Origin of the sequence: Comamonas sp. (genome assembly GCF_036666375.1) — a bacterium.
Lineage (GTDB): Bacteria > Pseudomonadota > Gammaproteobacteria > Burkholderiales > Burkholderiaceae_C > Comamonas.
Genome location: NZ_JAVWWA010000054.1, coordinates 1 through 25,201, shown reverse-complemented (window position 1 = coordinate 25,201; position 25,201 = coordinate 1). Strand labels below are relative to the sequence as shown.

Genomic DNA, 25,201 nt, shown 5'->3' with positions numbered 1-25,201 from the left:
GTGCACACGGCTGCATACTGCTGGAGCGGCATCCCCCCCTGCCTTGTGCAGCGTATGCAGCAATTGCCCATCTTTTGGCAACTGCGCAAGCTCACCCCTTGGTTGTGCAAAATTCCGGGCTTTCTTGCAAAGCCGGCATCACAGACCAGGGCCCAGGCTTTTCCCCAGGCTCGTCAGCAGACAGTTGCACCAAGAACGCTGCAATGCCGGCGCGCGCATGGGGCTTCCATGCGGCATTGCCTGAACAGACTCACCTCCTGCAGCGAAATCCACCGGTGCCACTGGCCTTTGCCGTCGCAGCACGATATGGGCCGCTTCATCCGCTCGCCGATTTGGGCTCAAATGCACAAGAAAGGGGTGAGCAGCAGCAGTTCTCGGCAAGAAATCAGGAGAGCGCTGATATCTGCGAAAAGCCTGAATTCAGCAGGATCGGTATGGCGATCTTCGATGCGCAAGCGCCCTGAAGGCTTGCTGACGGCCCCCACCCAGCGGTAGTATTAAATGTTTAATAACCGGCAGTGGGAAGCGGTCCTTGGATGCAAGATCCCTGGGTCAGACCCTGCGGGGAGGCGCGTCGGTCGAGCAAGCCTTCCAGCGGTTCAATTATTAAACGTTTAATAATCAGCCAGCCGTGCTCGCGGCCGCCGCGCGAAAGGCCCAGGCCCCGAATATTAAATGTTTAATAAGACGCAAGACCGGGAGGCTGGAAACGCCGCAGGTCGGATGGGAAAGTAATTGGTCGCAGCTGCCGAATCGCGCCGCAGCTTTACGCCAGCGCTGACAAGAACCTGGCGCCCGCAAAGCGAAGAGTGCCTTGCGGTTTCCGAACGCATCGGAATATGCACCACGGTCACTGCTCTTGTTCTGGCACACCCGCAACCGGGGTGGACACCTGCTTGCCGAACTTGTTCAGAAGCTGGTCCAAGGCCTTGTTGAATTCCTCCTGATCGGCTTCATCGATTTCGATGCTCAGGTCAAACTGCAGGCCCTTTTGCCGCAGCACCCCATTGCTGTAGCGGAAGACCTTGCCGACCTTCTGCTTGAGCGCCGAGCGTGGCTCTTTCTCGAGAAGCAGCGAACACTGGTTGATCATCCAGTTCACGGATTGGCCGTTGGAGCTGAAGATAGACGCCAGCGAACTGGCCTTGTCTTCGGACACCTTGCGCGCAACTTTCGCCAGATTCTGGGCAATGTACGCAGGAAAGCGGCTGGGGTTGAGACGAACGATCTGCAGCGTCTCCTCTGGCAATTTACGGAAAGCCGTGTAGAAGCTCAGCTGGGTCTGCGAGATGCCGGTCTTCTTGGCGATCTCGGACTGGGTCTGCCCCTGCGCATACATCTTGTCGAAGAAGAAAGCGCGGTCCAGATCGCAATGCTGCTCGCGCGATTCGTTCTGGTTGTAGCCCAGCCATGCTGCTTGCATGGGGCTCAGATCATGGTGGACCTGCGCTGCAAGTGCATCGAGCACCTTGTGGACGCGGCATGCGGTCACGCGCGTCCAGCCATCGGCAATCATGAAGCGACCAGGTTTGTCCGGGTGCGGGATCACATGGATCACCTCGTACTGGCCGTTGGCCCGCAGGCTGTCCGCGCGTTCGCGCAGCACTTCCTGCGAATAGACTTCGCGCGGTGCGTAGGGATTCTCGCCGATCAGATCCAGCACGATCTGGCGAATGTCGCGGCCGCTGTCTGCAGCGGTTTTGACGGGTTCGCTGGAGGCATCCACCGGATCCGGAGTGAACGGCTTGAATTCGGGCAGCGGGCTGCGTCCGGAGAGGCTGGGCTGGTGCGCCTTGGCTGCAAGATCCATCGCCTCGGAGACGCCCATGCGCTGGTGTTTGGGCTTTGCAGCCTTGTCTGTGACTGGAGGTGGGGTCATGGTCATTTAGGAGTTGGCAACAAAACCAGGCTGGGTGACATTGAATTCGCTGACGATCACGCGCGCGAAATGGTAGAGGCTGTCAGCCGCCTTGCTGTTGGGATCTTTGAGAACCACCGGCATGGACGCCGGAACATCATCCGCGTCGATCTGCCGCGTGAACGCAATCGAATGCGGAATCTGCACGGGCAGAATACGATTCGGATAGCTCTTGGTCAGGATGGCGTAGTTGTGCTCGACATGCTTGCGACCGATCTGCGCCTTGTTGACCAGGATGGAAAGATTGATCGGGCGCTTGGCGAGCTTCTGCACTTCTTCCAGGTTGAACTGCAGGGCGTCGAGTGCGCGCAGGCAACTGCCTTCGGGCTCCACGACCGTGAGAATCTTGCCGGCGAGGTGGGCCAGGTAGGTGAATGCCACGCTCACGGGGGTCGTGCCGGGAGTCGTATCCACCAGGATGACGTCATAGTTCTTCGCCAGGAAATCCTTGTTGCGCAGAACGAATTCCTCGGCTTTCTGTTCGCGACCCATGGTCACGATCAGCGCAGGATTGGTGGAATCGAGTTCCACATCGGAAGGAATGAGATCGAGGAAACCGTCGTCGAAGATGGGAACGATGAATTCACGCAGGTCATCCGGCTTGTCTCCGCTCTTGAGCAGCAGCTTGCCGATATGTTCGTGATAGGTCTCGGTCTCGATTCCCAGCATATTGGTCGCCGAGGCCTGGGGATCGGCGTCTATGAGCAGCACACGGTAGCCCGACAGCGCGAGCGCCGTGGCCAGGTTCACCGTGATCGACGTCTTGCCGATACCGCCCTTGGTCATGCGGGTGACGATGATGGCCGGCAACTCTGTATTGACTGCCATGGCCTCCTGCACCGCCTCGGGCGTGATGCCCGCGAGCCGCGCCCGGATATTGAGCATGTCCAGGGGCTTGTACTTCATCTGCCGCTGGCCTTCAGGCTTCTCGCTGCCGCTCAACCGCATCAAGCGCTTGTTGTTCAGCTCTAGACCCAGGAGCGACATTGCGACGGACGCTTTGACTGTAGGTTCGATCGGCATAGGAATGGGCATAGCTGCTGCTGCAAAGTGGGGCTGATGGGAAGTGTATAGCCTTTCATCAATGTCGTGGATGTTTTTTTGCTCAAAGTTTTAAAAATCATCCTCGGTTGAAATGTAAGATTGCATCTCATCCTGGCTACTTGCAGCTTATTTGATGGCGACACGGAAGAACAGCGCGCGCATCGATCGGGGCGCCGACGCTGCAAAGATCGATGCCGATTCACACGACACGGTGCGAATGGCTTGGTCGCCGAGGTTTGGCAAGCGCAAAGCGCGATTCAAGGCATCTCGAAAGCGCGTAGAACGCGTCTGCAGGCGGGACTTGCGCTGTAGCCGGGACATCGACCACGGATATCAACAAGGCACATGCAGACCAGACTTCTGAAGAAACGACCGGCGGCAGGACGCGTTGCGAAGGTGACGACCTCGGCATGGACCGATACCCTCGTTGCTTTCAGCCGAAGCTTGCACGGGCAGGATTCTTGTTCCAGAAGGCGACTGCACGACCAGGCTCACGCGGGCATCGACGTTCAAGCTCGCGCTCAGTCTGATGGATTCGAGGCTGAATTGGTGCAGGACCAATCCAGGCCATCATTGAACTACCGACCAGATATGCGGGCTGGGAGCCGAGCCAAGGCGCCCGCCTGGCAACCGCCACCAAGCGCTCAAAAAGCGCTCACAAAGGAGCGCAGCGGTTGGATGCAATCGCTGTGCGGCCAGAGGTCGCGCCTGCTCGATTTCACCGCAATGGACTGAACAGGCCATTGAGTTGCACCGATGAATACCGCCTTGCTTGCTTGTTGCGGATCGCCAAGCCAGCATCGCCAGCGGCCACAGGACAACCGCAAGCGTTTCCAGAAACGGCGGGATTGCGATCTCGCCCCCGCTGCAATTATTAAACGTTTAATAATCGCAGCCCCGCGCATCGAAAGGCCATAGGGAGCACACCGCAAAGACAGCGGAGTGCAGCGACGCTGAGCAGCCCATGCCCGGGATTTCCGGCGGCGCAAGATGCCGTCAATTTCTCGAGCTCACCCCTTTATTGTGCAATTTTGCGCTGCGGGCCTAGAAGCTTCAGAGGAAGGCCTGCGAATGCTCGCACGGGGCGATGGAGGCTTTGCCAGAAGAAAAACCCCAGGCCGACGCCATCAGAGCGCAGCAAACGACCTCGGCCATCGTCAACAGCGTGAGTTATTAAATGTTTAATAACGCCAACTGGCTGCCGGGACGCGAAGCCGGCGGCAATGCGCCGCGCAATTGCCCCGCGGGAATCGACAAAAATGCGAAGGTTGCGATCAAACCACCCCCTGGTTTGTGCACAGCAGGCCAGCCCAAACCGCGCAACGACGCCGCCGAACTCCTGGCCGCGCGCACCGCGTGCGCTGGCGAAAGCCATGGTTTTGGGCCTGATGCGCCGCGTAGCCAATACGGTCTCATCCACAAAGTCCTGCCATGCGCTGCGTGTTCAGCGCTGAACGCCTTATGGACAAAATTGTGCCGGCATGGGCAGCAGGGCACGCAGCGCGTGATCCCCAGTTCCGCGCACCAGGACTTCGTCGAAATTCACATGTTGAACGAATCGTGAAATTGAAGTGGCGGTCGCGCATGGTTCCTTGAAGAATTGGCCAGACGAATGCAACAAGGGATGCCAATCCCTGCGGGCGTTGAATCGAACAAACGGGGCATTACCCGGGCCAGCAAGGAGACAAGATGATCACACGACGCAAGGTCGGGATGTACGCAGCACTGGGAGCACTGGGTGGCAGTTTGCCCGGTGCCTTTGCCAACAACTGGCCGCCAGCCAACCAGGTGATAAGGATGGTGGTGCCATTCCCCGCGGGAGGCACCACCGACATACTCGGGCGACTGATGGCCGAGGGACTGCGCAAGGAGCTGGGCATCAACGTGGTCGTCGAGAACATTGCGGGCGCCAACGGCACCCTGGGCGCCACCAACGTCCTGCGTTCCAAGTCCGATGGGCTCACGCTCATGCTGGGCACGCCCGGACCGATGATCGTCAACAAATACGTCTACAGCAATCTGAGCTACGACCCGCTGACGGCTTTCTCGCATGTCGCGCTGGTTGCCGAGCTGCCCAACGTGCTGATGGTGCGCAATCAACTGGGGGTGAACAGCGTGGCGGAACTGGTCGCGCTGGCGAAGCGACAGGATCTGAGCTTCGGCAGCCCGGGCGTAGGTTCCAGCGGCCATGTGTCCAGCGAGCTGTTCAATCTGCATTCCAGGATCAAGGCCACGCATATTCCCTACAAGGGCAGCGCACCCATGCTGGGCGATCTGGCCGGGGCAAGCATCGACTACAGCATCGACCAGATTTCCTCCGCGCTCAAGCTGATACAGGGCGGACAGATCAAGGCGCTGGCGGTCACCTCGAAGCAGCGCTCGCCCGAGCTGCCCAACGTGCCTACGCTGCGCGAAGCAGGGCTGTCCGACTACGAGGTATCGGTCTGGTTCTGCATCGCCGCACCGGCGAAGACACCGCCGGAAATCGTCGCCACCCTCAACAGCGCCATCAACAAGGTGCTCAAGGATCCGGCCGTGATCCAGCGCATCAGCGGCTTCGCCGCACGTCCGCTGGGCGGAAGTGCAGCGGATCTCACACGCCAGGTCCAGATAGAGCAGCAGAACATCGTTGCCGTGGCCAAGGTCGTCAATTTCTCCAACTAGCAGCTGCGCTGCTTCAACGACGTCTCCCCATGCCTTTCACCTCCCACGTCCAGAGCCTCACCGCGTCCACGCCGGCAGGGCTCGCCATTCACTACCACGACTCCGATCCCACGAAGGCGGGCGAACCCACCATCGTGCTGTTGCACGGCACGGGCGGCTCGGCCGAAAACAACTTCTGGGCCCTGTTTCCCATGCTCGCCATGCGCCATCGCGTGGTGGCCCTCGATTTCGTCGATCCCGATGAAGCCGTTCCCCAGGCCCAGGCCTACATCGAACAGGTGCTGGCCGTCGTCGGACAAGCAAGCGCCGGTGCTCCCGTGCATCTGATGGGCTATTCATTCGGCGCCGTGATCGCGGCGCTGTATGCGGCGCAGCACGGCGCCACGCTCGCCTCGCTCACGCTGGCCTGCGGCTGGGTGAAAACCGACAACCAGCAGCGCCTGCGCAACGCCATCTGGCGCAGTCTGCACGAGAGCGGGCATGAGGCGGTCGCCGAATTTTCCGCGTTCGTGAACTACAGCCAGCCATTCCTCAACGCGAAGAATGAAGGCGAGCTTGAGGCCCTCATCCAGGGCATACGCAACGGCTCGGACCGCTCCAGGAAGATGGCCTTCAACCGGAATGTCGACATCAGCCAGCAGCTCGCGGCGATCACCGCCCCGACACTGGTGGTGGGCTGCTCGCTGGACATCACCACTCCCATGCGCCATGCGCGCATGCTTTTTGGCGGCATCGCCAACAGCCGCTTCGCGCAGATCCACAGCGGCCATGGCGTGGTCCATGAACGACCCGCCGAGCTGTTCACGATGATCGATGAATTCGTGAGAAACCCGTCGGCCTTGCCCGCCGGCCATGTCTTTGAGAACGCACACGCCTGAGGTGAACCGACCATGAATGTTTCCACAACGCATGCCGAAGCTTCGGTCACCCGGACTTCCGTGCTGATCATAGGCTCCGGATTTTCCGGTCTGGGAATGGCTGTGAGCCTCAAACGCGAAGGCCGGCACGACTTCATCGTGCTCGAACGCGCCACCGACGTGGGCGGAACCTGGCGCGACAACACCTATCCAGGGGCCGCCTGCGACATCCAGTCCCATCTGTACTCCTACTCGTTCAAGCCCAATCCGCGCTGGAGCCGCGTCTACGCACCCCAGCCCGAGATCCTCGACTACCTGCGTCGCACCGCGCAGGACGAAAAAATCCTCGAACATGTGCAATTCGGCGCCTCGGTGGAGCGCGCATCGTGGGATGAAACGCGCGGGCTCTGGGTGGTGCAGACCACGCGCGGTGTCTTTGAAGCGCCGGTGCTGATATCGGCCGCGGGCCACCTGTCCGATCCCTCCTATCCCGACATCCCCGGCATCGCCAAGTTCAAGGGCCAGGTCTTCCATTCCGCGAAGTGGGACCATTCCTGCGACTGGGCAGGCAAGCGCGTCGGAGTCATAGGCACCGGGGCCTCAGCCATACAGATCGTTCCTCAGCTCGCGCGCACGGCCAGTCATCTGACCGTGTTCCAGCGCTCCGCTCCCTACGTCATACCGCGGCGCGACCATGTGTACAGCGATGCCGAACAAGGGATGTTCGAACGCTTTCCCGAGGCCATGCAGGAACTGCGCGACGAACTCTTCTGGGGCAACGAGTCGCGTTTTCCGCAGCGCCGACAGGTGCCGGCGTTCATAGAAATGGTACGCGGCATGGCCTCCAGCCATTTGCAGGCCCAGGTGCCGGACGAGGCGCTGCGCAAGAAGCTCACGCCGCACTACGCCATAGGCTGCAAGCGCATCCTCATCTCCAACGACTACTACCCCGCGCTGATGCAGCCGCATGTGCAGCTGGAAACCTCGGGCATAGAGTGCATAGACGAAACCGGCGTGCTGCTCAAGAGTGGCGAGAAAGTCGAGCTCGACCTGCTGGTCGTCGCGACCGGGTTCGAGGCGACCGAGCTGCCCATCGCCGAGCGCATCCACGGTGCGGGCGGGCAAAGCCTGGCGCACAAGTGGAAGGATGGCGGTCACGCATTCGCGTGCACCACGGTTTCGGGTTTTCCCAATTTCTTCTTCATGTTGGGCCCCAACACCGGACTGGGCGCGGGGTCGATGATCTTCATGATCGAGACCCAGATCAACTACATCCGCGAAGGCGCGGGCTATGTGCTGGGCCACGGCGTCGTGGTCGAGCCCGATGCCCGGGCGGAGCAGGACTACACGGACAGCATCCAGCAGCGCAGCCAGGGCACGGTCTGGGTATCGGGGGGCTGCAGCAGCTGGTATCTGCATCCCGGCAGCGGCAAGCTGACCGCGCTGTGGCCGGATTTCATGTCGCAGTTCCGCAAGGAAAACGGCGCTTTCCGCACCGAAGGCTACAGCGTGCGTCCCGCCATGGCCGCCGTACAACCATGAGCGCCAACCCCTTGCATCCAGCGGCGCGCGTGGGCGTGCTCGGTGCCGGCCTGATGGGGCACGGCATCGCCCAGGTCTTTTCGCAGGCCGGATTCCAGGTCTCGATCTGGGACCCGGATCCCCAGGCGCTCGGCGATGTGCCGCGCAGGATAGACGCGCATTTGCAGCAGCTGGGCGAGACGCGCCGTGCCAGCGTGGCGCTGTGCAGCACGCTCGCGGAATGCGTCGGCGGCTGCGATCTGGTGGTCGAGGCCGCGCCCGAGCAGCTCGCACTCAAGCAGGACCTGGTTCGCCAGGTCGATGCCGCCAACCCCGACTGCATCGTCGCGAGCAATACCTCGGTGCTGCGCATCACCGAGATCGCCCTGCATGCCAGGGACCCGCGCCGCGTCGTGGGCACGCATTGGTGGAATCCGCCGTATCTGATTCCCGTCGTGGAGGTGGTCCGCGGAGAAAGAACCAGCCCGGAAGCTGCCGACCAGGTGACCCAGTGGTTGCGCGCTGCAGGAAAGCTGCCGGTCGACGTGTTCAAGGATGCACCGGGTTTCGTCGGCAACCGCATGCAGTTTGCCTTGGTGCGGGAAGCAGCACATATCGTCGAGCAAGGCATTTGTTCGGCCGAGACCGTCGATCTGGTCGCACGCCATACCTTCGGCCGGCGCATGGCGGCAGTGGGGCCGCTGCGCAATTCGGACTACATAGGCCTCGATCTCGTCGAAGCCATCCTCGACTATCTGGCCCCCCATCTTTGCGATGTGAAGCAGACGCCAGCGCTCATCAAGCAGCTGGTGGCAGCCGGCGACCAAGGCGCGAAGTCGGGCCAGGGAATCTTCCCATGGCGCGAAGGAGAAAAGGACGAGGCCGAGCAGAGGCTTTTGCAGCACCTTCTGGCCATGCAGTCGCTCGATGCCGGCCGTTGAACAGCCATCGCGTTGCGGTCATGGGGCGCGGCTGCACTTTGCATATTTACGGAGGGAAGTACCTTGAACCTCGGAATCGACGGACAAGTGGCCCTGGTCACGGGCGCGGCCCATGGCATAGGCAAAGCCATCGCTTTGGGCCTGGCGAGCGAAGGCTGCAAGGTGGCCGTGCTGGACAGGGACCGCGCATCGGCCGGCGCGCCAGCGCTGCAGATCCAAGAACGCGGCGGTCGGGCATATGCCGTGGCAGCCGACGTCACCGATGCTGCCAGCGTGGCCAGCGCCGTGCAAGGCGTGGTCCAGGAACTCGGCGGTCTGCACATCGTGGTCAACTGCGCGGGCTTTTCCATGGACGCTCCCGTCGACTGCATGACGGACGACCAATGGCGCCAGGTCATGGACGTGACGCTGACCGGCGCCTTCCACATCATCCGCGCCGCAGCCCCGCATCTCACGGCCCGGCAATACGGCCGCATCATCAACATCACGTCCCGCGCCCACTTCGGCGATGTCAACAAGGCCAACTACTCCGCGGCCAAGGCCGGGCTCATAGGCCTCACCAAGGCGCTGTCGCTGGAACTGGGCCCGCAAGGGGTAACCGTGAATGCGGTCGCTCCGGGGATCATCGATACCGAGCGCCTGCGCGCACTGCCTTATTTCGCCGGCATAGAAGAGCGGTCCAAAGCGGTGATGCCCATCAAGCGCTTGGGCAGCGTCGATGAAGTCGCCAGCCTGGTGTCTTACCTCGCATCCGCGCACACGGGCTTCATTTCCGGGGAAGTGGTGCACATCAGCGGCGGGCGCTATGGCTGAGTTGCGCACGGAACAGGACGCGAACATGTCCTCACCGCCTTCGCTTGCCCACACGCTTTCCCACTGGGCCATGGACCTGCGCTTCGACCAGGCACCGAGCGAAGTCCAGCGGGCCTTGCGCTGCTGCCTGCTCTACAACCTCAGCATGGCCCTGGCAGTCGACCAGGCCGCGGATGCGTTGGGCCAGACATTGAGCAGCATTGCCGGCGCTGACGGGCCCGCGCGGCTCTTTGCTGCACGCGGCCGCCGCAGCGCGGCCGACGCCGCCTTCATCAACGCCGGCCTGATCACCGCGCGCGGGCAGAACGACACCCATCCGGAGGTGGTGACCCACATCGGCTGCATCGTCATTCCTGCGGTGCTCGCGCTCGCAGAAATGGTCGAGGCACCCGGCCAGCGTGTGCTCGACGCTTTGCTGGTGGGCTACGAATCCATTCCACGAATCGCACAAAACCTGGCGGCACGCAGCACGCAGCGCGGATTTCGCGCATCGTCGCTCTACGGATCGCTGGGGGCGGCGCTGGCCTGTTCGGTGGTGCTGGGCCTGAGCGCGCAGCAGGCGCGCAACGCGCTGTCGATCGCGACCAATCTCGCATCCGGGCTGTTGCAGACCTGGACTGACGGCTCGCAGGAGTGGCGCCTGCAGATCGCAAAAACCAGCCGCGACAGCGTGCATGCCGCGCTGCTCGCAAGAGAAGGGCTCAGCGGTGCGCCGTTCTGCCTGGAAGGCAGCAGCGGCTTTGGCGCAGCCTATGCAGCAACAACGCCGACCCTGGATTTCACGGGCTGGAAAACGCCGCAGATGGTGTTCAAACCCTATCCCGGCTGTGCTTTCAATCAGGCCCCCGTCCAGGCCCTGCGCGATCTGCTGGCCACCCAGGCCTTGGACGCCGCCGACGTCGACCACATCGACGTCTACCTGCATCCGTCCGATGCGCAATACCCCGGGGTGGCGCGCCACGGTCCATTTGCATCGCCGTCCGGCGCGATCATGAGCGCGCCCTTCATGCTGGCCGCGGCGCTGATCCACGGTCTGCCGCGGACCGCGCATTTCGAGCAGCAGCACCGGCTGCCCGCGCTGCATCAACTGGCGCAAAGGATTCGCGTGCAGCCGAGCGCATCGATCGCGCCATGGACCTGTGATCTCGCGCTGACCACCATCGCCGGCCGGGTGCACAAACAAAGCTTCGCTCCCGAACACCCATTTCAGCTGGACTGGGAACAGACGCTGGTGCTTGCCGCACAAGTCGCCCAGGAATGGCCCGGCCCACAGGCAATGGACAGATTCAAGCGCCTGGTCGCCAGCCTTGCGCGCATCGAGACGCAGGGCCTCGATCTGGCGCTGCTGGGCCAGGTGGTATACACCCAATAACGCAAAAAATCGGAAGAAAAATGAAGGGATCGCAGACAGTCATCCGCGCCTTGACATTGTTGCGGCACATTGCAGCCATCCATCCGCACGGCATCAATGTGGGCACCTTGGCCGAATTGGCGGCGCTGGACCGCGCGACCGCCTACCGCTTGGTGTCCAGCCTGGTGGAATTCGGACTGGTCACCAGAGATGCTTCCAAGAACTATCGCCTGGGCATCGAGGCCATGCAGCTGGGACTGGCGGCCATGCGCTCGGCGCCCATCATCGACCGGGTAAGGCCCGTGATGCAGCGCCTGGCGCGGCGCACGGACGACACCGTTTTCCTCGTGGTCAGGAGCGGCGATTACGGCCACTGCCTGCATTGCGAGGAAGGCTCCTATCCGGTCAAGGCGCTGGTACTGCAGGTGGGGGGCATGCGCATTCTGGGCATAGGCAGCGCGGGCGTGACGCTGCTTTCAGCATTGCCTGATGACGAAGTCGAAGCGCTCTATAAACGGCATTTCGAGGAGCTGAAGCCGCGCGGCCCATCGATCGCGCAATTGAAGAAGCTGCTGGGCGAAACCAGGCAACGCGGTTATGCGGATACCAACGACCTGGTGACCGATGGCGTCAGCGGCGTGGGTATGCGGTTTGAAATCGAGACCGGCAGCCATGCGGCCATCAGCATCGCCGCCATCAACAGCCGCATGTCTGCGCAGCGCAAGGCCTGGATTGCGGGCTTGATCGCCGAAGAACTGCGCACCGGAAATTTTTTGCCGGGTTTGGCGCAATCACCGGAACAGCAGGTCGTTCCCGCGGCCACGTGATTATAAGTGGTGGTCCGGTGAAGCGCGGCAGCGACACCAGACAGTCAATTGGCAGCGGTTCAATCCGCGCTCACACCTGCAGGCGTACACACAAAGGCCTGCTTGGCATGCCGATTGAAACCCACTGATTCATACAGCCGAAAAGTCGCCTCGTCTGTTCTTCCTGTCATCAGCATCACTTTGTAGCAGTTACTCGACCAGGAGTATGCAAGCGCTTTTTCGAGCACCGCTTTCGCAAAGCCGCGCTTGCGAAAGCCGGCGTCGGTCACCACATTCTCAATCACGCCATAAGGTCTGCAGCCACGCGTCAGATTGGGCGTGAGCGTCAACGTGCAACTCGAGACCAGACGAGCATCCATATAAAGACCAAAATACTTATGGTAAGGACTCACTCTCAGTTCTTGCCATACAGACTCTATAGTATACGCATCAGGCAAGGGATCATCTTGGGCATGCAGATGCTCATACAGCGCCAAAAGAGCTTTCAACTCCGAGGCTTTTATCTCACGTATGTTAGTTGGCATTTTTGGCGAGTTCCTATTCTCTCGCAAGCTATTGACTGGCATCTGGCACGCACAACCGCATGTCTCGCGCAGACTGAAGTGACGTGCATAAATTTTTTTACAATTTTATGATCGCAAATCACATGACTATGCGTCAGAATAAAAACATGCTGAACTCATCAGCGCTGACATTTAAACGCGCATTCTTAAATGCTCTGGCCAGCTGGAGGCCTGTGAGCACGATGATTGCATTTAAAATGATCCAACTGTCCATTCTAGCAAGCTATAAAAGTTCTATTGCATAATAGACCCTAGAATTCTAACTATTAACTTTCAAAGAAGGTAAACATCATGGCCAGCTACAAAGAACTCCTGCAGCAACGCGAGCAATTGGAAAAAGAAATTGAGGAGCTTCGCAAAAAGGAAATGAGCGACGCCGTCAGTCAGGCGCGCGCACTGGTCGCAGAGTTTTCGCTGACGATGGAAGATGTCTTCCCGCCGGCGCGCGGCAAGCGTGCAACCTCCACCGGCAACAAGGTCGCGCCAAAGTACAGGAATCCCGTGACCGGTGATACCTGGACCGGCCGCGGCAAGGCGCCAAAATGGATCGCCAACGAAGATAATCGCGAAAAATTCGCCATTTGAGCCTGCTTCAGCAAAAAACCCCTGTGCACCGCACAGGGGTTTTTTGCATTCCGCTGAGCAAACAGGTCAAGCGCTCAGCATGCGCTCCATGATCTTCACGATTTCGGCGTCGGTCACTTCGCCCCAAAGCTTTTTCGCATACCAGGCATGGAAAGAGGGCACAACACCGGCACGGTTGCGCCCGATCTTTATCTTGCTCGCTTCCGTGCTGAGCGTGTCGTTGTACTCGTCGTAAACGCCTTGCAGCACAGGCTTGTCGAGTTCCGCGAGAATCACCTTGACGTCCATGATGCGCTGCTTTTCGACCGCTGCATTGATCTTGGCGCGTCCCTTGTTGATGCCACTGTTGGTAGGCTCCGATTTTTGTGCGCGGGTCTTGGCTTGCGGCACATTTGGCGGCCCGGCCGCATCGGTTTCCATCGCAGGCAAGGCGCTGTGCTTGCCGTCGACGACCGGGAACAATTCAGCAGTCGAAGTCGTCGCCCGATTGTCCAGAAACTCCTGGTAGTGGCCCGATTTGAGCGAAGTCATGAAGTAGCGGCTGGGGTAAGTGAGTTTCCTGAGCTTGGACTCGGTCACACGCCACTTGGTGTGCTTGAGCGCACCTTCAATCTGCTCTTCCGTGAAGGTGCTCAGCAGTTTGTAAATTGCCTTGTCCAGCAGACCCATGGCCTGCATTGCATCGACCAACTGCTTCTTGGCTTCCGAATTGCTGTGGGCGGCGGACATGTCGAGGGCCAATTTCTGGCGGCTGACATGGAAACGCAGATTGGTGACCTTGGTCTTGTAGCGTTCGGTCTCCACTTCGATATAGAGCTTGGTCGACGCGTTGATGTCCTTGATCGCGGGATCGAGATAGCGTTCCTTGAACGTGCTCCACTGCTGCGCCTTGTTGGGAATGTTCTTGGATGCAACCAGCATGTCGCGCAGATCTTCCCAGGGAATTCGGCGCGTGGCTCCGATGCCGAGATAGCGTGAACAGAATTCGAACAGCGGCACCGAACACACCTTGGACAAGGCGCTGAGTTCCAGCAGGTCAAGACTGGTGTAGGACGGGCTGTCGCCCAGCAACAAGATGGCCTTGGACTCGATCTTGAACGTGATTTCTCCGGCATAGAACTTGGCATAGGGAAAGACCACGGCGAAATGCTTGGCCAGACCCTTTTCTTCAAACACATCCAGCCGGACCTTGATCGACATGAGTTCGTCAATGGTCTTCTCGATATGTTCGTAATTGCGCGTCTTGACGTTGAGCAGACGCAGCATTTCTTCGACAGAAATCTTCCAGGTGGCAGGTTCGACGGGTTGGTTCTGCTGTGCATGGCGCAGCATGATGTTGGTCAACTTCTGCTGCATGACCGTCATCACGGCATGCGGCTTGTTGTGCACCATGGGATTGGGCTTCTTGAAGTTGGAGCCCTGGTTCTTGCGCTGGATGAAGAACGTCGCGAAAGGCTTGTCTTCGGGTACGCCTGCGCTCTCGTCGGTTTCCTCTGCCGCCGGCGACAATGCAGTGATGGAGATCAGCGCAGTGGCATTGGCGTCGCTGTCGACTTCCTTGGTCTCGACGTCTATGGCTTTGGGGCTGGCCTTGCGCCTGGTAGGTTTTGTCACTTTATTGAGCACGCAACGCTGCTGCGTTTCTTTATTTTCAATACCACTTTAAGTAGTTTCCTACTTTAAGCGACGCATCGCCAATGCTGGCGCGGCCTCCGGGACCATGGTCGCCCCTATCTTGTGAAGCGTCCTCCCTTATATTGTGACGCAATCTCCCTTGGTTTGTGCAAACCCAGCCCCTGGATTGTGGCGATCTCTCCCTTGGTTTGTGAAAACCGTGCTGATCCCTGGTTTGCACAAGATGAGGGGGACGGGTGCCTGTTGTGCAGTGTGGAGCACGACTTTAAGCGATAGCAGTACCGTTCTTTCGTCAGGCGTCGCCTGGCGACAGGCCTTATTCGATGCTGGCGGGCAGCGTTCACCCCTGTCTTGTGAAAAATTGGATGTTTGGTGAGCGTGGTGGAACTGGCCCAGGGGAAGGGCATCACCCTTATCTTGTGCAAGAAGGTCTGATGTACTGTCAGCCCACCCCTTGGGACGCTGGCGATGGCATGTCATCCCCCCTATCTTGTGAAACTATGTTGCCGTACCCGGACTAGGTAGAACTCCCTCTTGTAGAGTTTCACAAAATAGGGGTGAAGGATCTTCTGCGACCAGCACGCTTCTTTCTAGACCAAGTCTGCCTATAGGAATGTCTTGGCCAATCCGTATTACATGTAGTGGTGCGAATGGTGATCTGTGGGCTGATTGATAACCTTAACATGTAAGCAGGATTGGCGAACTACGTTATGCAGGCTTCTGCACCAGGCGCTGCTGATTTGCACAATCCAGGGGGGACTCTGCCCATCGAATGCCTGAAGGCAGTCGTATCAGGGACTGCCAGGCCAGACTGCCGACGCAGAGCAAAGTGCCGCACGTTGACCGGCATCCAGTCAGCTACAACGTTCGGCACTGCCTGGGCCTGCGGCTCGGGCGCCATTGTGCGTTTGAGCCGCCAGATTGGCGCAGATTTAACGTGCGGGCCGGCTCTTTTTACGCAGCATTTATGAAGCAGCATGGCCGGTTTTCCTAGACTGGATGCATGTCCAACACCTGTCCAAGAGCCACACCAAAGCGGCGTCTTGTGGCGAAAAACATGCTGCAGGAATGCCCAAGTATCAGGCTGCACCGGCTCACCACAGCTTGCCTGCGCGCGGCCCATGGCGATACCGATCCTTTGGTGGAGTTGCCGATCCGCGTTGTCTGCGTGCACCCCCTCAGCCTGCGGATGACGCTTCACGCAGTGCTCGGTGCCAAGCTGCGCGGCTACCGGCTGTCCTGGGATGCCGTGGGCCACAAAGCGTGCGTCAGCCTGCATGTGCACCTGCGCGACGTGCACGAGTGCCTGCATCATCTGACGCGGGCCCTGCCTGGCGCTGAATTCGGCCGGGTTGCGCGTGTGCTCAAGAGCGAGGATAGGCAATGCCATTGAGATACCTCGGGGACCACGCAGCGGCGCCTGCTGCGCCCCCAGCGTCGGCAGGTCCGGCCATGGGCCGCAGCGCTGAGGTGGCGCTGGCCACGCCTGCGGACCGGCCCCAATTGGATCAGCTGGAACGCAGCGCGTTCGACACCGACCGCATCTCCACCCGAAGCTGGCGGCGCCTGCTCGTCAGTCCCGGTGCCCGCGTCTTCGTCTGCCGCTCGGACGGGACGATTGCCGGTGCCTGCGTGGTATTGCACCGCAAGAGCGCATCGGTGGCGCGTCTCTATTCGCTGGCGGTCGCCCCCCTGTCACGTGGTTCGGGCCTTGCCGCCAGGCTGCTGGCCGCGGCGCTGAGCGACGCCCGGCAGCAAGGATGCGCGGTGCTGCGGCTGGAAAGCCGGCGCGACAACGCTGGGGCACACCGGCTTTTCCAACGCCATGGGTTCACCCCATCGGGCACAAAGCCCGGCTATTACCAGGATGGCGAGGACGCGCTGTGCTTTGAACGCGATCTGTTTGACGGCACGCGGGCCAGCGCCCCCTATGCGGTGCGCCACTACGCGCAGACGCTGGATTTCACCTGCGGCCCCTGCGCCTTGATGATGGCCATGTCTGCCATGGACCCATCTCTTGCCATGGACCAGGCGGCCGAGATCCGCATCTGGCGCGAAGCCACCACTGTTTTCATGGCCGCGGGCCATGGAGGTTGCGGGCCGTTCGGGCTGGCGCGCTCGGCCTGGCTGCGTGGCTTCGAGGTCTCGGTCTACGCCGACGCCGGCGCCTCGCTCTTCATGAACAGCGTGCGCGACCAGCACAAGAAGGATGTCATCGAGCTGGTGGAGAACGACTTCCGGTCGGAGCTTTTGGCGCACCAGGTGGCGCTGCACGCAAGCCCGGTCTCCGCCGAGAGCCTGGTGGCCCACCTGCGCGCGGGCAGGCTGCCCATCGTGCTCATCAGCCTGTGGCGACTGCACGGCGAGAAAACCCCCCATTGGGTGGTGATCGTCGGCTTCGACGGAGCGGTGTTTCGCGTTCTCGATCCCATGGCCCGCTCCAGCGATGCGGATGGCGGCATGTCCATCAGCCTGGGCGAATTCAAGAAGATCGCCAGATACGGGCGCCGCCGGCGCACGGCGGCGGTCATCATCTTTGGAAAGAAATAAATTGTCTTCAGAACATCTGATCGTTGTGGAAAAGCTGGCCGACTTCCGCTGGAAGGACACGGCGCTCAAGGTCATCACTGCAGACCAGTTCGTGGCCCAGCAGCCCCAGGCCCGCGGTCCACGGCGCAAGGTCATCAATCTTTGTCGCACCTACGGCTATCTGAGCATGGGCTACTACTGCTCCCTGCTTGCCGAGGCCCGGGGCGAGCGCGTGACGCCCAGCGTGGACACCATCCTCAGCGTGCAGCGCAAGCGCATGCATCCCGCAGCCCTGGCGCAGCTCAACCGGCTGATAGGGCCGCTCAAGGAGATACCGCGCTCCGTGAGCACCCTCACCCTGCATATCTATTTCGGCGTGATCGAGGACCCGGCACTCGCGGCGCTGGCGCGCAAGAGCTTTGAGCTGTTCCGCTGCCCGTTGATGCAGATGACGCTGCAGCGCTGCGAGCAGTCGAGCAGCTGGCAGATAGGCGACATGCAGGCCCTGGACCTGCGCGACGTCGACACGGCGCGCGACGCGGTGTTCCTGCAGGCGATCCTGCAGTACACGCGGCGCAGCTGGCGGCCGATGATCGCCATGCCCTTGCCGCGCATGGATCTGGCGGTGCTGCACGACCCCCTCGATCCGCTGCCGCCCTCCAACCTCAAGACGCTCAAGAAGCTCGTCGACCTGGGCCGCGACATGGGCATCGCCGTGGAGCTCATCGAGAAGAAGGATTTCTCGCGGCTGGGGCAGTTTGACGCGCTTTTCATCCGCGAGACCACCGCCGTCACGCACCACACCTTTCAATTCGCCAAGAAGGCCGCGTCCCTGGGAATGCCGGTCATCGACGACGCGGTGTCCATCCTGCGCTGCACCAACAAGGCCTTTCTGGCGGAAATGCTGCGCGAGAACGCGATTGCGACGCCGCTGACCCACATGGTCAGTCGACGCACGCTGGCCGACATGCACAAGCGGCTGGCCTATCCGGTGGTCGTCAAGGTGCCCGATGGCGCCTTCAGCCGCAGCGTCAAGAAAGCGGACAGCTTCGAGCACCTGCAGGAGATCGCCAAAGAGATGCTCAAGGAATCGGAAATCATTCTGCTGCAGGAGTTCATGTACACGGACTTCGACTGGCGCATAGGCGTGCTTGCCGGGCAGGCGATCTTTGCCGCCAAGTACTTCATGTGCGACGGCCACTGGCAGATCCTGCAGCACGCGGCCAACGGCAAGTACACCGAGGGACGGGTGCAGGCCGTGCCGCTTGACGCGGTTCCGGCCGAAGTGCTCGCGGCCGCGGTGAACTCTGCGCGCCTGGTGGGCAACAGCTTTTATGGCGTGGATCTGAAGTCGACCGCCGCGGGCGTGTATGTTATCGAGATTAACGACAACCCCAACCTGGATGCAGGCGTGGAGGATGCCGACCGGGGCGATGCGCTCTACGTCACTCTGCTATCGCACTTTCTCAAGCAGGTAGAGTCGCGCTATGTCTCGCCGCCAGCGCGCCAGCTGTCAGCAACTTCGCCCGCGCAGGCGCCGCGGCAGGCCCGGCCCGTCGGCGAGCTGCTTGCATGAGTGTGTGCGCGCCGTTAGTGCGACTGCGTGCCCTTGCCGCTTGCCGCCAGCGCGGCCAGCAGCTCCAGCTGCTCGCGCTGAATGGCAATCAGCTCGGTCCATTGCTTTTGCTGCAGCAGGTCGATTTTCTCGTGCAGCATCATGATCTCGAGCTCGGCCTTCAGGTTGACCTCGTAGTCGTGTTCACCGCGTATGCGATCCCTCTCGGATTGCCGACCCTGCGACATCAGGATGATGGGCGCCTGTATAGACGCCAGCATCGAGAGAAACAGATTCAACAGAATGTAGGGATAGGGGTCGAAGGTGCTGCCGTGCAGCCACAGCAGCATGCCGTTCACGGTCACCCAAAGGAACATGGTCGCCGAAAACAGGCCCACAAAGGTCCACGATCCGCCAAACTTCGCCACCGCGTCTGCGGCGCGCTGGCCCAGGTTCGGCGCGCTCGCCAGTTCCTGCGCCAGATTGCGGGTGATGTGCTTTCGCTTGGCGATGTGCTGGGTCACCTTGAGGGTGCGCGCATCCAGCTTCTCCTGGGGGAGGTCCAGTAATCGATCGGCAATCGGGTCAGATGTGTGCATGGCCAGCTCCTGTCAAAGGATAGTACGGCTTGGCGCAGTCGAGCGTTGTGCAACGACTGCGAACTTTCATTTCTTTGGCGCCGGATCCACGCCCTTGCGGCGCGCGCCTTGGCGACGCTGTCGCACGGGACTGCCGCACAGGCGTGGCACTATCGCGCTCTATCGACTGTTTCAAAAGGATCTCGATGCTGATCAATTGCGTGGCCTACGAAAAGGGCTCCAAGCTGGCGGACATTCCCGTCGCCGACATCAGCGAGTACATTGCGCGGCCTGGCTGCTTTGTCTGGTTGGCGCTGGCCGATGCCACGGCGGCCGAGCTCAATGAAATGCGCGACGAGTTCGATCTGCATGAACTCGCGGTGGAGGACGCCCGTCACGGACATCAGCGACCGAAGATCGAGGAGTACGGCCAGTCGATGTTCGCGGTGATGCACCTGCTGGAGCCGGATGTGGCGCATCCCGGCCAGTTCACCCTGGGCGAGGTCGATGTCTTCATCGGCCCCAACTATGTTCTGTCGGTGCGCAACCGCAGCCAGCAAGGATTTCTGGGTGTTCGGGATCGCTGCGAGCGCGAGCCCGAACTGCTGGAGCACGGCGCGGGCTTTGTGCTGTATGCGCTGATGGATGCCGTGGTCGACCGCTACTTTCCCATCATCGAGGCCCTGGAGTCGGAGCTCGAAGAGGTCGAGCTGCAGATTTTCACGCAGCGCGCCGCGCGCGAAAGCATCAAGCAACTCTACGGGCTCAAGCAGCGGGCCATGGTGCTCAAGCACGCGGTGGCGCCGTTGCTCGAGGCGGTGAGCAAGCTGCACGGCGGGCGCGTACCGCAGATCTGCGCGGGATCGCAGGACTATTTCCGCGATGTCGCCGACCATCTGGTGCGCATCAACGGACTCATAGACGGCATGCGCGACACCATAGCGACGGCCATGCAGGTCAATCTCTCCATGGTGGCAATCGACGACAACGAGGTCACCAAGCGGCTGGCGGCCTGGGCCAGTATTTTTGCGATCTGCACCGCCTTCGTGGGCATCTGGGGAATGAATTTCGAAAACATGCCCGAGCTCAAGTGGCACTACGGCTACCCGGCCGCGCTGCTGTTGATGGGCGGCGTGTGCAGCTATGTCTATTACCGGTTCCGCCGGGCCGGCTGGCTGTAGTCCCGGTTTGGGTACGCTGCGCATCGGGCGCTGGGCATAGGCTGGCGCATCGCGGGCAGGAGCGCGCTCTCGCGCTTTTCAAGCGGCGCCAGCACTGCGCCTGAAGCGTCAGCGCGGCTTCAGGCAGGTCCTTTTCGTGGGATATGCCCATCTTTGCCGATAGATGCATGGCGTCGGCTTGACCTTGTAGCGGGTACAGGGTTTCAAATGGGCACAGAAAGCGAAAAACCATGGCCAAACACCTTCATGATCCCCTGTCCCGCCCTAGCCCCGGCATGGACGGCTGCGACGCCGACGTCAAGATGCCGCATGCCGTCAACGCTACCGGGCCCGATGACTGCTGCGCCGCGCCGCACGCCGCATTCCATCCATCGACCGACGCCAAGGCGAGCGCTTGCTGCGCACCGCCAGCGGCCCGCAGTGAAACCAGCGCCTGCTGTGCACCTGCAGCCTTTGCAATGCCAGAAAAGGCCCAGGCGATTGCTCCCAATACGTTTTTGATCTCGACCATGGATTGCACGGTCGAAGAGTCGGAAATCCGTCGCCTGGTCGAGCCCATCGCCGGAATCCGCGGGCTGCACTTTCGCCTCAACCAGCGCCAGCTGCGCATAGACGGCAGCGACACGGCCGTCATCGCGGCGCTGGCGGTGATACGCCAGGCCGGCTTTTCCCCCGAGCCCCTGACTGCCGCGCCCGGGAGCATGGAGTCCGGGGGCGCTGGTCACGAACATGCGCACAGCACCGGCTATGCCCGGTTTGCCGCAGCGCTTGTTTTCGCGTTGCTCGCCGAGAGCCTCTCTTACTTCGCGCCCGAAACCACGGCCTGGAAGGCCGCAGGCATGGCGCTGGCGGCTGCGGCAATCTGGCTGGCCGGGCTGGAGACCTATTCCAAGGGCCTGACGGCGCTGCGCCACGGCAAGCTCAACATCAATGCGCTGATGTCGGTGGCAGTTACGGGGGCATTCATCATCGGCCAGTGGCCCGAGGCCGCCATGGTCATGGCCTTGTACGCGATTGCGGAACTCATAGAAGCGCGCGCCGTGGACCGCGCGCGCAATGCCATCAAGGGCCTTGTGGACCTCGCACCCGATGAAGCCGAGATCCAGCAAGCCGACGGAAGCTGGCGCCGCGTCAAGGCCGCCGAGGTGGCACTGCATGCCATCGCGCGCGTCAGGCCTGGCGAGCGCGTCGCATTCGACGGCGTGGTCACCAAGGGCCACAGCACCATCAACCAGGCGCCTGTGACCGGAGAGAGCATTCCCGTGGACAAGGAGCCCGGCAGCCAGGTGTTCGCGGGAACCATCAACGAAAACGGCGAACTCGAATTCCGCGTGAGCGCCGCCGCGGCCAACTCCACTCTGGCGCGCATCATCCACGCCGTCGAAGAGGCACAAGGCACGCGTGCGCCGACACAGCGTTTCGTGGACCGCTTTGCGGCGGTCTACACCCCGGCCATCTTCGCCATGGCGCTGGCCGTCGCCGTGCTGCCCCCGCTGCTGCTCGACTGGGAATGGCTGAGCGCCATCTACAAGGCGCTGGTGCTGCTGGTCATCGCCTGCCCTTGCGCGCTGGTGATCTCCACACCGGTGTCGGTGGTGAGCGGCCTGGCGGCGGCCGCGCGCCGCGGCATCCTCATCAAGGGCGGCACCTACCTCGAAAATGCGCGCCTGCTCAAGGCCGTGGCCTTGGACAAGACCGGAACCCTGACCGAAGGCAAACCTGTGCTGGTCGCTTCGCAGGCCTGGGGCCAGGCCGACGAGGCACAGGTCGGGCGCTGGGCCAAGAGCCTTGCCGCACGCTCCGATCACCCGGTATCCAGGTCGATTGCCGCGGGCATCGCGGGCCTGGCCGTCGATGTCGAGAATTTCACCGCCTTGCTGGGACGCGGCGTGCAAGCGTCGGTCGATGGCCGGGCAATGGTCCTGGGCAATCACCGCCTGATCCGCGAACGCAACCAGTCCGATGCGCAACTCGAAGCCGAGCTGATGGCGCACGAGGCGCAGGGCCGCACTGTCACGCTGCTGGCCGATGCCGGCGGCGTCCTGGGTCTGTTCGCGGTCGCCGACACGATCAAGCCCAGTTCGGTGGCTGCGGTGGCGCAACTCAAGCGTCTGGGCGTCACGCCCGTCATGCTCACGGGCGACAACAGCGCCACGGCCCAGGCCGTGGCACGCGAGGCCGGCATAGACGATGCGCGCGGCGGTCTGCTGCCGCAGGACAAGCTCGCCGCCATCCAGGAAATGCGTGCGCGCTACGGCCCGACAGCGATGACGGGCGACGGCATCAACGACGCGCCGGCATTGGCCCAGGCCGACATAGGCTTCGCCATGGGCGGCGCGGGGACCGACACGGCCGTCGAAGCCGCAGACATCGTGATCATGAACGACAACCTGGGCCGCATCGCCGAAACCATAGTACTGAGTCGCAGGACGCATGCCATCCTGTGGCAGAACATCTGCCTGGCGCTCGCCATCAAGGCGGTGTTCTTCGTGCTCGCCATCTTCGGCGGCGCGACGATGTGGATGGCAGTTTTCGCGGACATGGGCGCCAGCCTGCTGGTGGTGGCCAACGGTTTGCGGCTGCTGCGCCGGGCCTGATCCGCTTCGCCTTTGCCGGCGGCAGACCATCTGCAGAGCATGGTCTGCACGCCCGGCGTATTCCTCAGTGCATGTGCGGCGATGCTTTGGCCTGGCGCCGAGCGATGGGCGCCTTGGCACGCTGCTGTGCAAATTATTAAATATTTAATAAATCCGCCGCCTGCTTCGGATCACGCGTTGCCGGTGCCGCCACCTGCGCGCTTTCGGTGCGCCGCGTTGCTGGTTTTCGGCAGCGCATTTTTAGCCGTCAGGGCATGCTCAAGTCCAGACCGAGCATTCTGGCCAGCGAGAACGCGCCGAAGCCCAGGACCAGGACCAGGACCATGAAGATGGCAACCACCTTGCCGCTCGCCAGCAGCAAGGTGCGTCGGTCCGCCCCCTTCTTTCCCTGGTCGTAATGCCACTTGACGGCAAAGTACATGCACGTGCTCAGCGTGAGCACCTTGAAGATAACGAAGCCTACAGGGATCCAATCGATCATTTGAGAATTTCCAGCGTATGACTTGACATGGTATGTCGTGGGGAGCACCGCCTCACGGATGCGCGAGACGCAAACGCCGGCGACGGCCATACAAGCATGGTGTCGCTGCACATTCCAGGGGATACTACTTAAAAGCAATATCCATACATCGCGCGCGAATCTCGCGTCTTAAAACCATGCAAGATGAAATTGTGCCAATCTGGTTGCCGCGATTGGCCGCGCGGGCTGGACCGCGTTTTTTGCAGATTGCGGACGCGTTGCAGGCCGCAGTCGCGCAGGGCTCGCTGAAACCGGGCGACCGTCTGCCACCGCAGCGCCAGTTGGCCGCCCAGCTGGACATCGATCTGACGACGGTCACGCGCGCATACGACGAAGCCCGGCGCCGCCACTTGCTGGAGGGACGCGGCGCGCGCGGCACTTATGTGGCGGCGCCTAAGGTCGAGCTGACCGCGGTTCTCGACCTGAGCATGAACACCCCGCCACCGCCGGATGGCGTGGACTTCGACGACCTGTTGAAACAAGGTTTGTCTCAAGTGTTGATGAGCGCAGACAGTGGCTTGCTGATGACCTACCACCTGGGGGGAGGAAGCGATTGCGACCGCCAGGCCGGAGCCAAATGGCTGGCGCCCATGTTTGGACCTCTGGATTCACAACAGGTGCTTGTCTGTCCAGGGGCGCAAGCGGCGATCGCCGCGTTGATCCTGGCGCTGACCGAGCCTGGCGATGTGATCCTGGCAGAGCCGACAAGCTATCCCGGCTTGCGTGCCGCCGCGACCCAATTCGGGCGGCGCGTCATTGCGGTGGAAGCGGACAGGAACGGCATGCTGCCGCAGATGCTGGAGCAGGCGTGCCGCGAGCACCAGCCAGGGCTGGTCTACCTGAATCCGACATTGCAGAACCCGACCGCGATCACCATGGCGCAGCGCCGGCGCAAGGAACTGGCCGGCATCGCGCAGCGCTGCAATACACGCATCGTCGAGGACGATCCGTACTGGCTTCTTGCCGAGGCCCCGCCGCCGCCCATTGCCACGTTTGCGCCCGAACGGGTGTACTACATCTCGACCTTGTCGAAATGCCTTACGCCGGGCTTGCGGGTCGCCTTCGTGCTCATACGGGATCCACAGGAACGCGAACGTTTTCTGGTCGCGCTGCGATCCTTCGCGCTGATGGTCGCGCCTTTGACTGCCGCGCTGGCCACGCAATGGATCTTCGACGGATCGGCTGACGCATTGATGGCCGGCGTGCGCAAGGAGGCGCGCCTGCGCCATCGCATGGCAAGGGATTTGCTGGCGGGGCGCTACAGCGGCGCGGGCGACGGCCTGCATGTATGGCTAGAGTTGCCCGGATACTGGAACTGCGCGCAGCTCGCGCGCGCGGCCGACGCCGCGGGCATAGCCGTCACGCCGGCCGAGGCGTTTGCCACCGGCAGCGGATCGGTGAATGCCATTCGGATCTCCCTGGGCAGCATCAAGGACCGCGCACGCTTGCGGGCAGGACTTCAACGGCTGTCGCATCTGCTGGCGCAGCGGCCCGAATCGCTGGACGCTGCCGTGGTTTGACG

The 25,201-nt window shown here is 61.7% G+C and carries 22 protein-coding genes; 16 read left to right on the top strand and 6 right to left on the bottom strand.

Going from position 1 to position 25,201, the window contains the following annotated elements; genetic code table 11:
- On the top strand, window positions 1-464 hold a 464-nt coding region (locus RR928_RS14190; protein WP_332535965.1), incomplete at its 5' end, for a hypothetical protein.
- A 386-nt stretch (window positions 465-850) separates the two neighbouring features.
- Here the strand turns inward: RR928_RS14190 and RR928_RS14185 are convergent.
- Window positions 851-1,879, bottom strand: a complete 1,029-nt coding sequence (locus RR928_RS14185; RefSeq protein WP_332547903.1) for a ParB/RepB/Spo0J family partition protein — start codon at window positions 1,877-1,879, stop codon at window positions 851-853.
- A 6-nt stretch (window positions 1,880-1,885) separates the two neighbouring features.
- Window positions 1,886-2,905, bottom strand: coding sequence for a ParA family protein (locus tag RR928_RS14180; RefSeq protein ID WP_332683019.1), 1,020 nt, complete (start codon window positions 2,903-2,905; stop codon window positions 1,886-1,888).
- Between the two features lie 1,234 nt (window positions 2,906-4,139).
- On the opposite strand from RR928_RS14180, the gene RR928_RS14175 reads away from it, so the two are divergent.
- From RR928_RS14175 to RR928_RS14140, 8 genes are all read left to right on the top strand, one after another.
- Entirely contained in the window at window positions 4,140-4,526 is a 387-nt protein-coding gene (locus RR928_RS14175; protein ID WP_332683017.1) for a hypothetical protein, read from the top strand.
- A 125-nt stretch (window positions 4,527-4,651) separates the two neighbouring features.
- On the top strand, window positions 4,652-5,626 hold the full coding sequence (locus tag RR928_RS14170) for a Bug family tripartite tricarboxylate transporter substrate binding protein (RefSeq protein ID WP_332535973.1): 975 nt from the start codon (window positions 4,652-4,654) through the stop codon (window positions 5,624-5,626).
- Window positions 5,627-5,655: 29 nt separating this feature from the next.
- Entirely contained in the window at window positions 5,656-6,504 is an 849-nt protein-coding gene (locus RR928_RS14165) for an alpha/beta fold hydrolase (protein ID WP_332547901.1), read from the top strand.
- A gap of 12 nt (window positions 6,505-6,516) precedes the next feature.
- Window positions 6,517-8,025: a flavin-containing monooxygenase gene (locus tag RR928_RS14160; protein ID WP_332535977.1), complete on the top strand. Its 1,509-nt coding sequence runs from the start codon at window positions 6,517-6,519 to the stop codon at window positions 8,023-8,025.
- Complete coding sequence (locus RR928_RS14155) at window positions 8,022-8,945, top strand: 3-hydroxyacyl-CoA dehydrogenase family protein (protein WP_332535979.1); 924 nt, start codon at window positions 8,022-8,024, stop codon at window positions 8,943-8,945. The genes RR928_RS14160 and RR928_RS14155 overlap by 4 nt, the downstream gene beginning before the upstream one ends.
- Before the next feature lie 63 nt (window positions 8,946-9,008).
- Window positions 9,009-9,758: an SDR family NAD(P)-dependent oxidoreductase gene (locus RR928_RS14150; protein ID WP_332683014.1), complete on the top strand. Its 750-nt coding sequence runs from the start codon at window positions 9,009-9,011 to the stop codon at window positions 9,756-9,758.
- Complete coding sequence (locus RR928_RS14145) at window positions 9,664-11,130, top strand: MmgE/PrpD family protein (RefSeq protein WP_332547898.1); 1,467 nt, start codon at window positions 9,664-9,666, stop codon at window positions 11,128-11,130. Before RR928_RS14150 ends, RR928_RS14145 begins: the two co-directional genes overlap by 95 nt.
- The gene (locus RR928_RS14140) at window positions 11,016-11,936 is read left to right on the top strand and encodes an IclR family transcriptional regulator (RefSeq protein ID WP_332547897.1); all 921 of its coding nucleotides are present in this window, start codon (window positions 11,016-11,018) and stop codon (window positions 11,934-11,936) included. Before RR928_RS14145 ends, RR928_RS14140 begins: the two co-directional genes overlap by 115 nt.
- A gap of 59 nt (window positions 11,937-11,995) precedes the next feature.
- Here the strand turns inward: RR928_RS14140 and RR928_RS14135 are convergent, their stop codons facing one another.
- Entirely contained in the window at window positions 11,996-12,460 is a 465-nt protein-coding gene (locus tag RR928_RS14135) for a GNAT family N-acetyltransferase (RefSeq protein WP_332535985.1), read from the bottom strand.
- Between the two features lie 330 nt (window positions 12,461-12,790).
- On the opposite strand from RR928_RS14135, the gene RR928_RS14130 reads away from it, so the two are divergent.
- Window positions 12,791-13,084 carry an H-NS histone family protein gene (locus RR928_RS14130; RefSeq protein WP_332535987.1) on the top strand — a complete coding sequence of 98 codons (294 nt, stop codon included), beginning with the start codon at window positions 12,791-12,793 and terminating at the stop codon, window positions 13,082-13,084.
- Between the two features lie 66 nt (window positions 13,085-13,150).
- Here RR928_RS14130 and RR928_RS14125 read toward each other — a convergent pair whose 3' ends face one another.
- Window positions 13,151-14,698: a replication initiation protein gene (locus RR928_RS14125; RefSeq protein ID WP_332535989.1), complete on the bottom strand. Its 1,548-nt coding sequence runs from the start codon at window positions 14,696-14,698 to the stop codon at window positions 13,151-13,153.
- A 1,024-nt stretch (window positions 14,699-15,722) separates the two neighbouring features.
- Here RR928_RS14125 and RR928_RS14120 point away from each other — a divergent pair.
- Genes RR928_RS14120 through RR928_RS14110 form a run of 3 tightly spaced genes read left to right on the top strand, consistent with a single transcriptional unit; the run spans window position 15,723 to window position 18,824 of the window.
- Complete coding sequence (locus RR928_RS14120; protein WP_332535991.1) at window positions 15,723-16,112, top strand: hypothetical protein; 390 nt, start codon at window positions 15,723-15,725, stop codon at window positions 16,110-16,112.
- Window positions 16,113-16,171: 59 nt separating this feature from the next.
- A complete protein-coding gene (locus RR928_RS14115; protein ID WP_332683010.1) occupies window positions 16,172-17,269 on the top strand; it encodes a peptidase C39 family protein in 1,098 nt (365 codons plus the stop codon).
- A 1-nt stretch (window position 17,270) separates the two neighbouring features.
- The gene (locus RR928_RS14110) at window positions 17,271-18,824 is read left to right on the top strand and encodes a RimK family protein (RefSeq protein ID WP_332683008.1); all 1,554 of its coding nucleotides are present in this window, start codon (window positions 17,271-17,273) and stop codon (window positions 18,822-18,824) included.
- Window positions 18,825-18,838: 14 nt separating this feature from the next.
- On the opposite strand, the gene RR928_RS14105 is transcribed toward RR928_RS14110, so the two are convergent.
- Window positions 18,839-19,402: a DUF1003 domain-containing protein gene (locus tag RR928_RS14105; protein ID WP_332683006.1), complete on the bottom strand. Its 564-nt coding sequence runs from the start codon at window positions 19,400-19,402 to the stop codon at window positions 18,839-18,841.
- Window positions 19,403-19,587: 185 nt separating this feature from the next.
- Between RR928_RS14105 and corA the strand changes: the two genes are divergently transcribed.
- Together corA and RR928_RS14095 are read left to right on the top strand one after the other, a co-directional pair.
- A complete protein-coding gene (gene corA, locus RR928_RS14100; protein WP_332683004.1) occupies window positions 19,588-20,562 on the top strand; it encodes a magnesium/cobalt transporter CorA in 975 nt (324 codons plus the stop codon).
- 509 nt (window positions 20,563-21,071) lie between these two features.
- Window positions 21,072-23,159, top strand: coding sequence for a heavy metal translocating P-type ATPase (locus tag RR928_RS14095; protein WP_332683002.1), 2,088 nt, complete (start codon window positions 21,072-21,074; stop codon window positions 23,157-23,159).
- Window positions 23,160-23,406: 247 nt separating this feature from the next.
- On the opposite strand, the gene RR928_RS14090 is transcribed toward RR928_RS14095, so the two are convergent.
- Window positions 23,407-23,640 (bottom strand): hypothetical protein, encoded by a 234-nt coding sequence (locus RR928_RS14090; protein ID WP_332536003.1) that lies wholly within the window; start codon window positions 23,638-23,640, stop codon window positions 23,407-23,409.
- A gap of 176 nt (window positions 23,641-23,816) precedes the next feature.
- On the opposite strand from RR928_RS14090, the gene RR928_RS14085 reads away from it, so the two are divergent.
- Complete coding sequence (locus RR928_RS14085; protein ID WP_332682999.1) at window positions 23,817-25,199, top strand: aminotransferase-like domain-containing protein; 1,383 nt, start codon at window positions 23,817-23,819, stop codon at window positions 25,197-25,199.
- Window positions 25,200-25,201 lie beyond the last annotated feature (2 nt).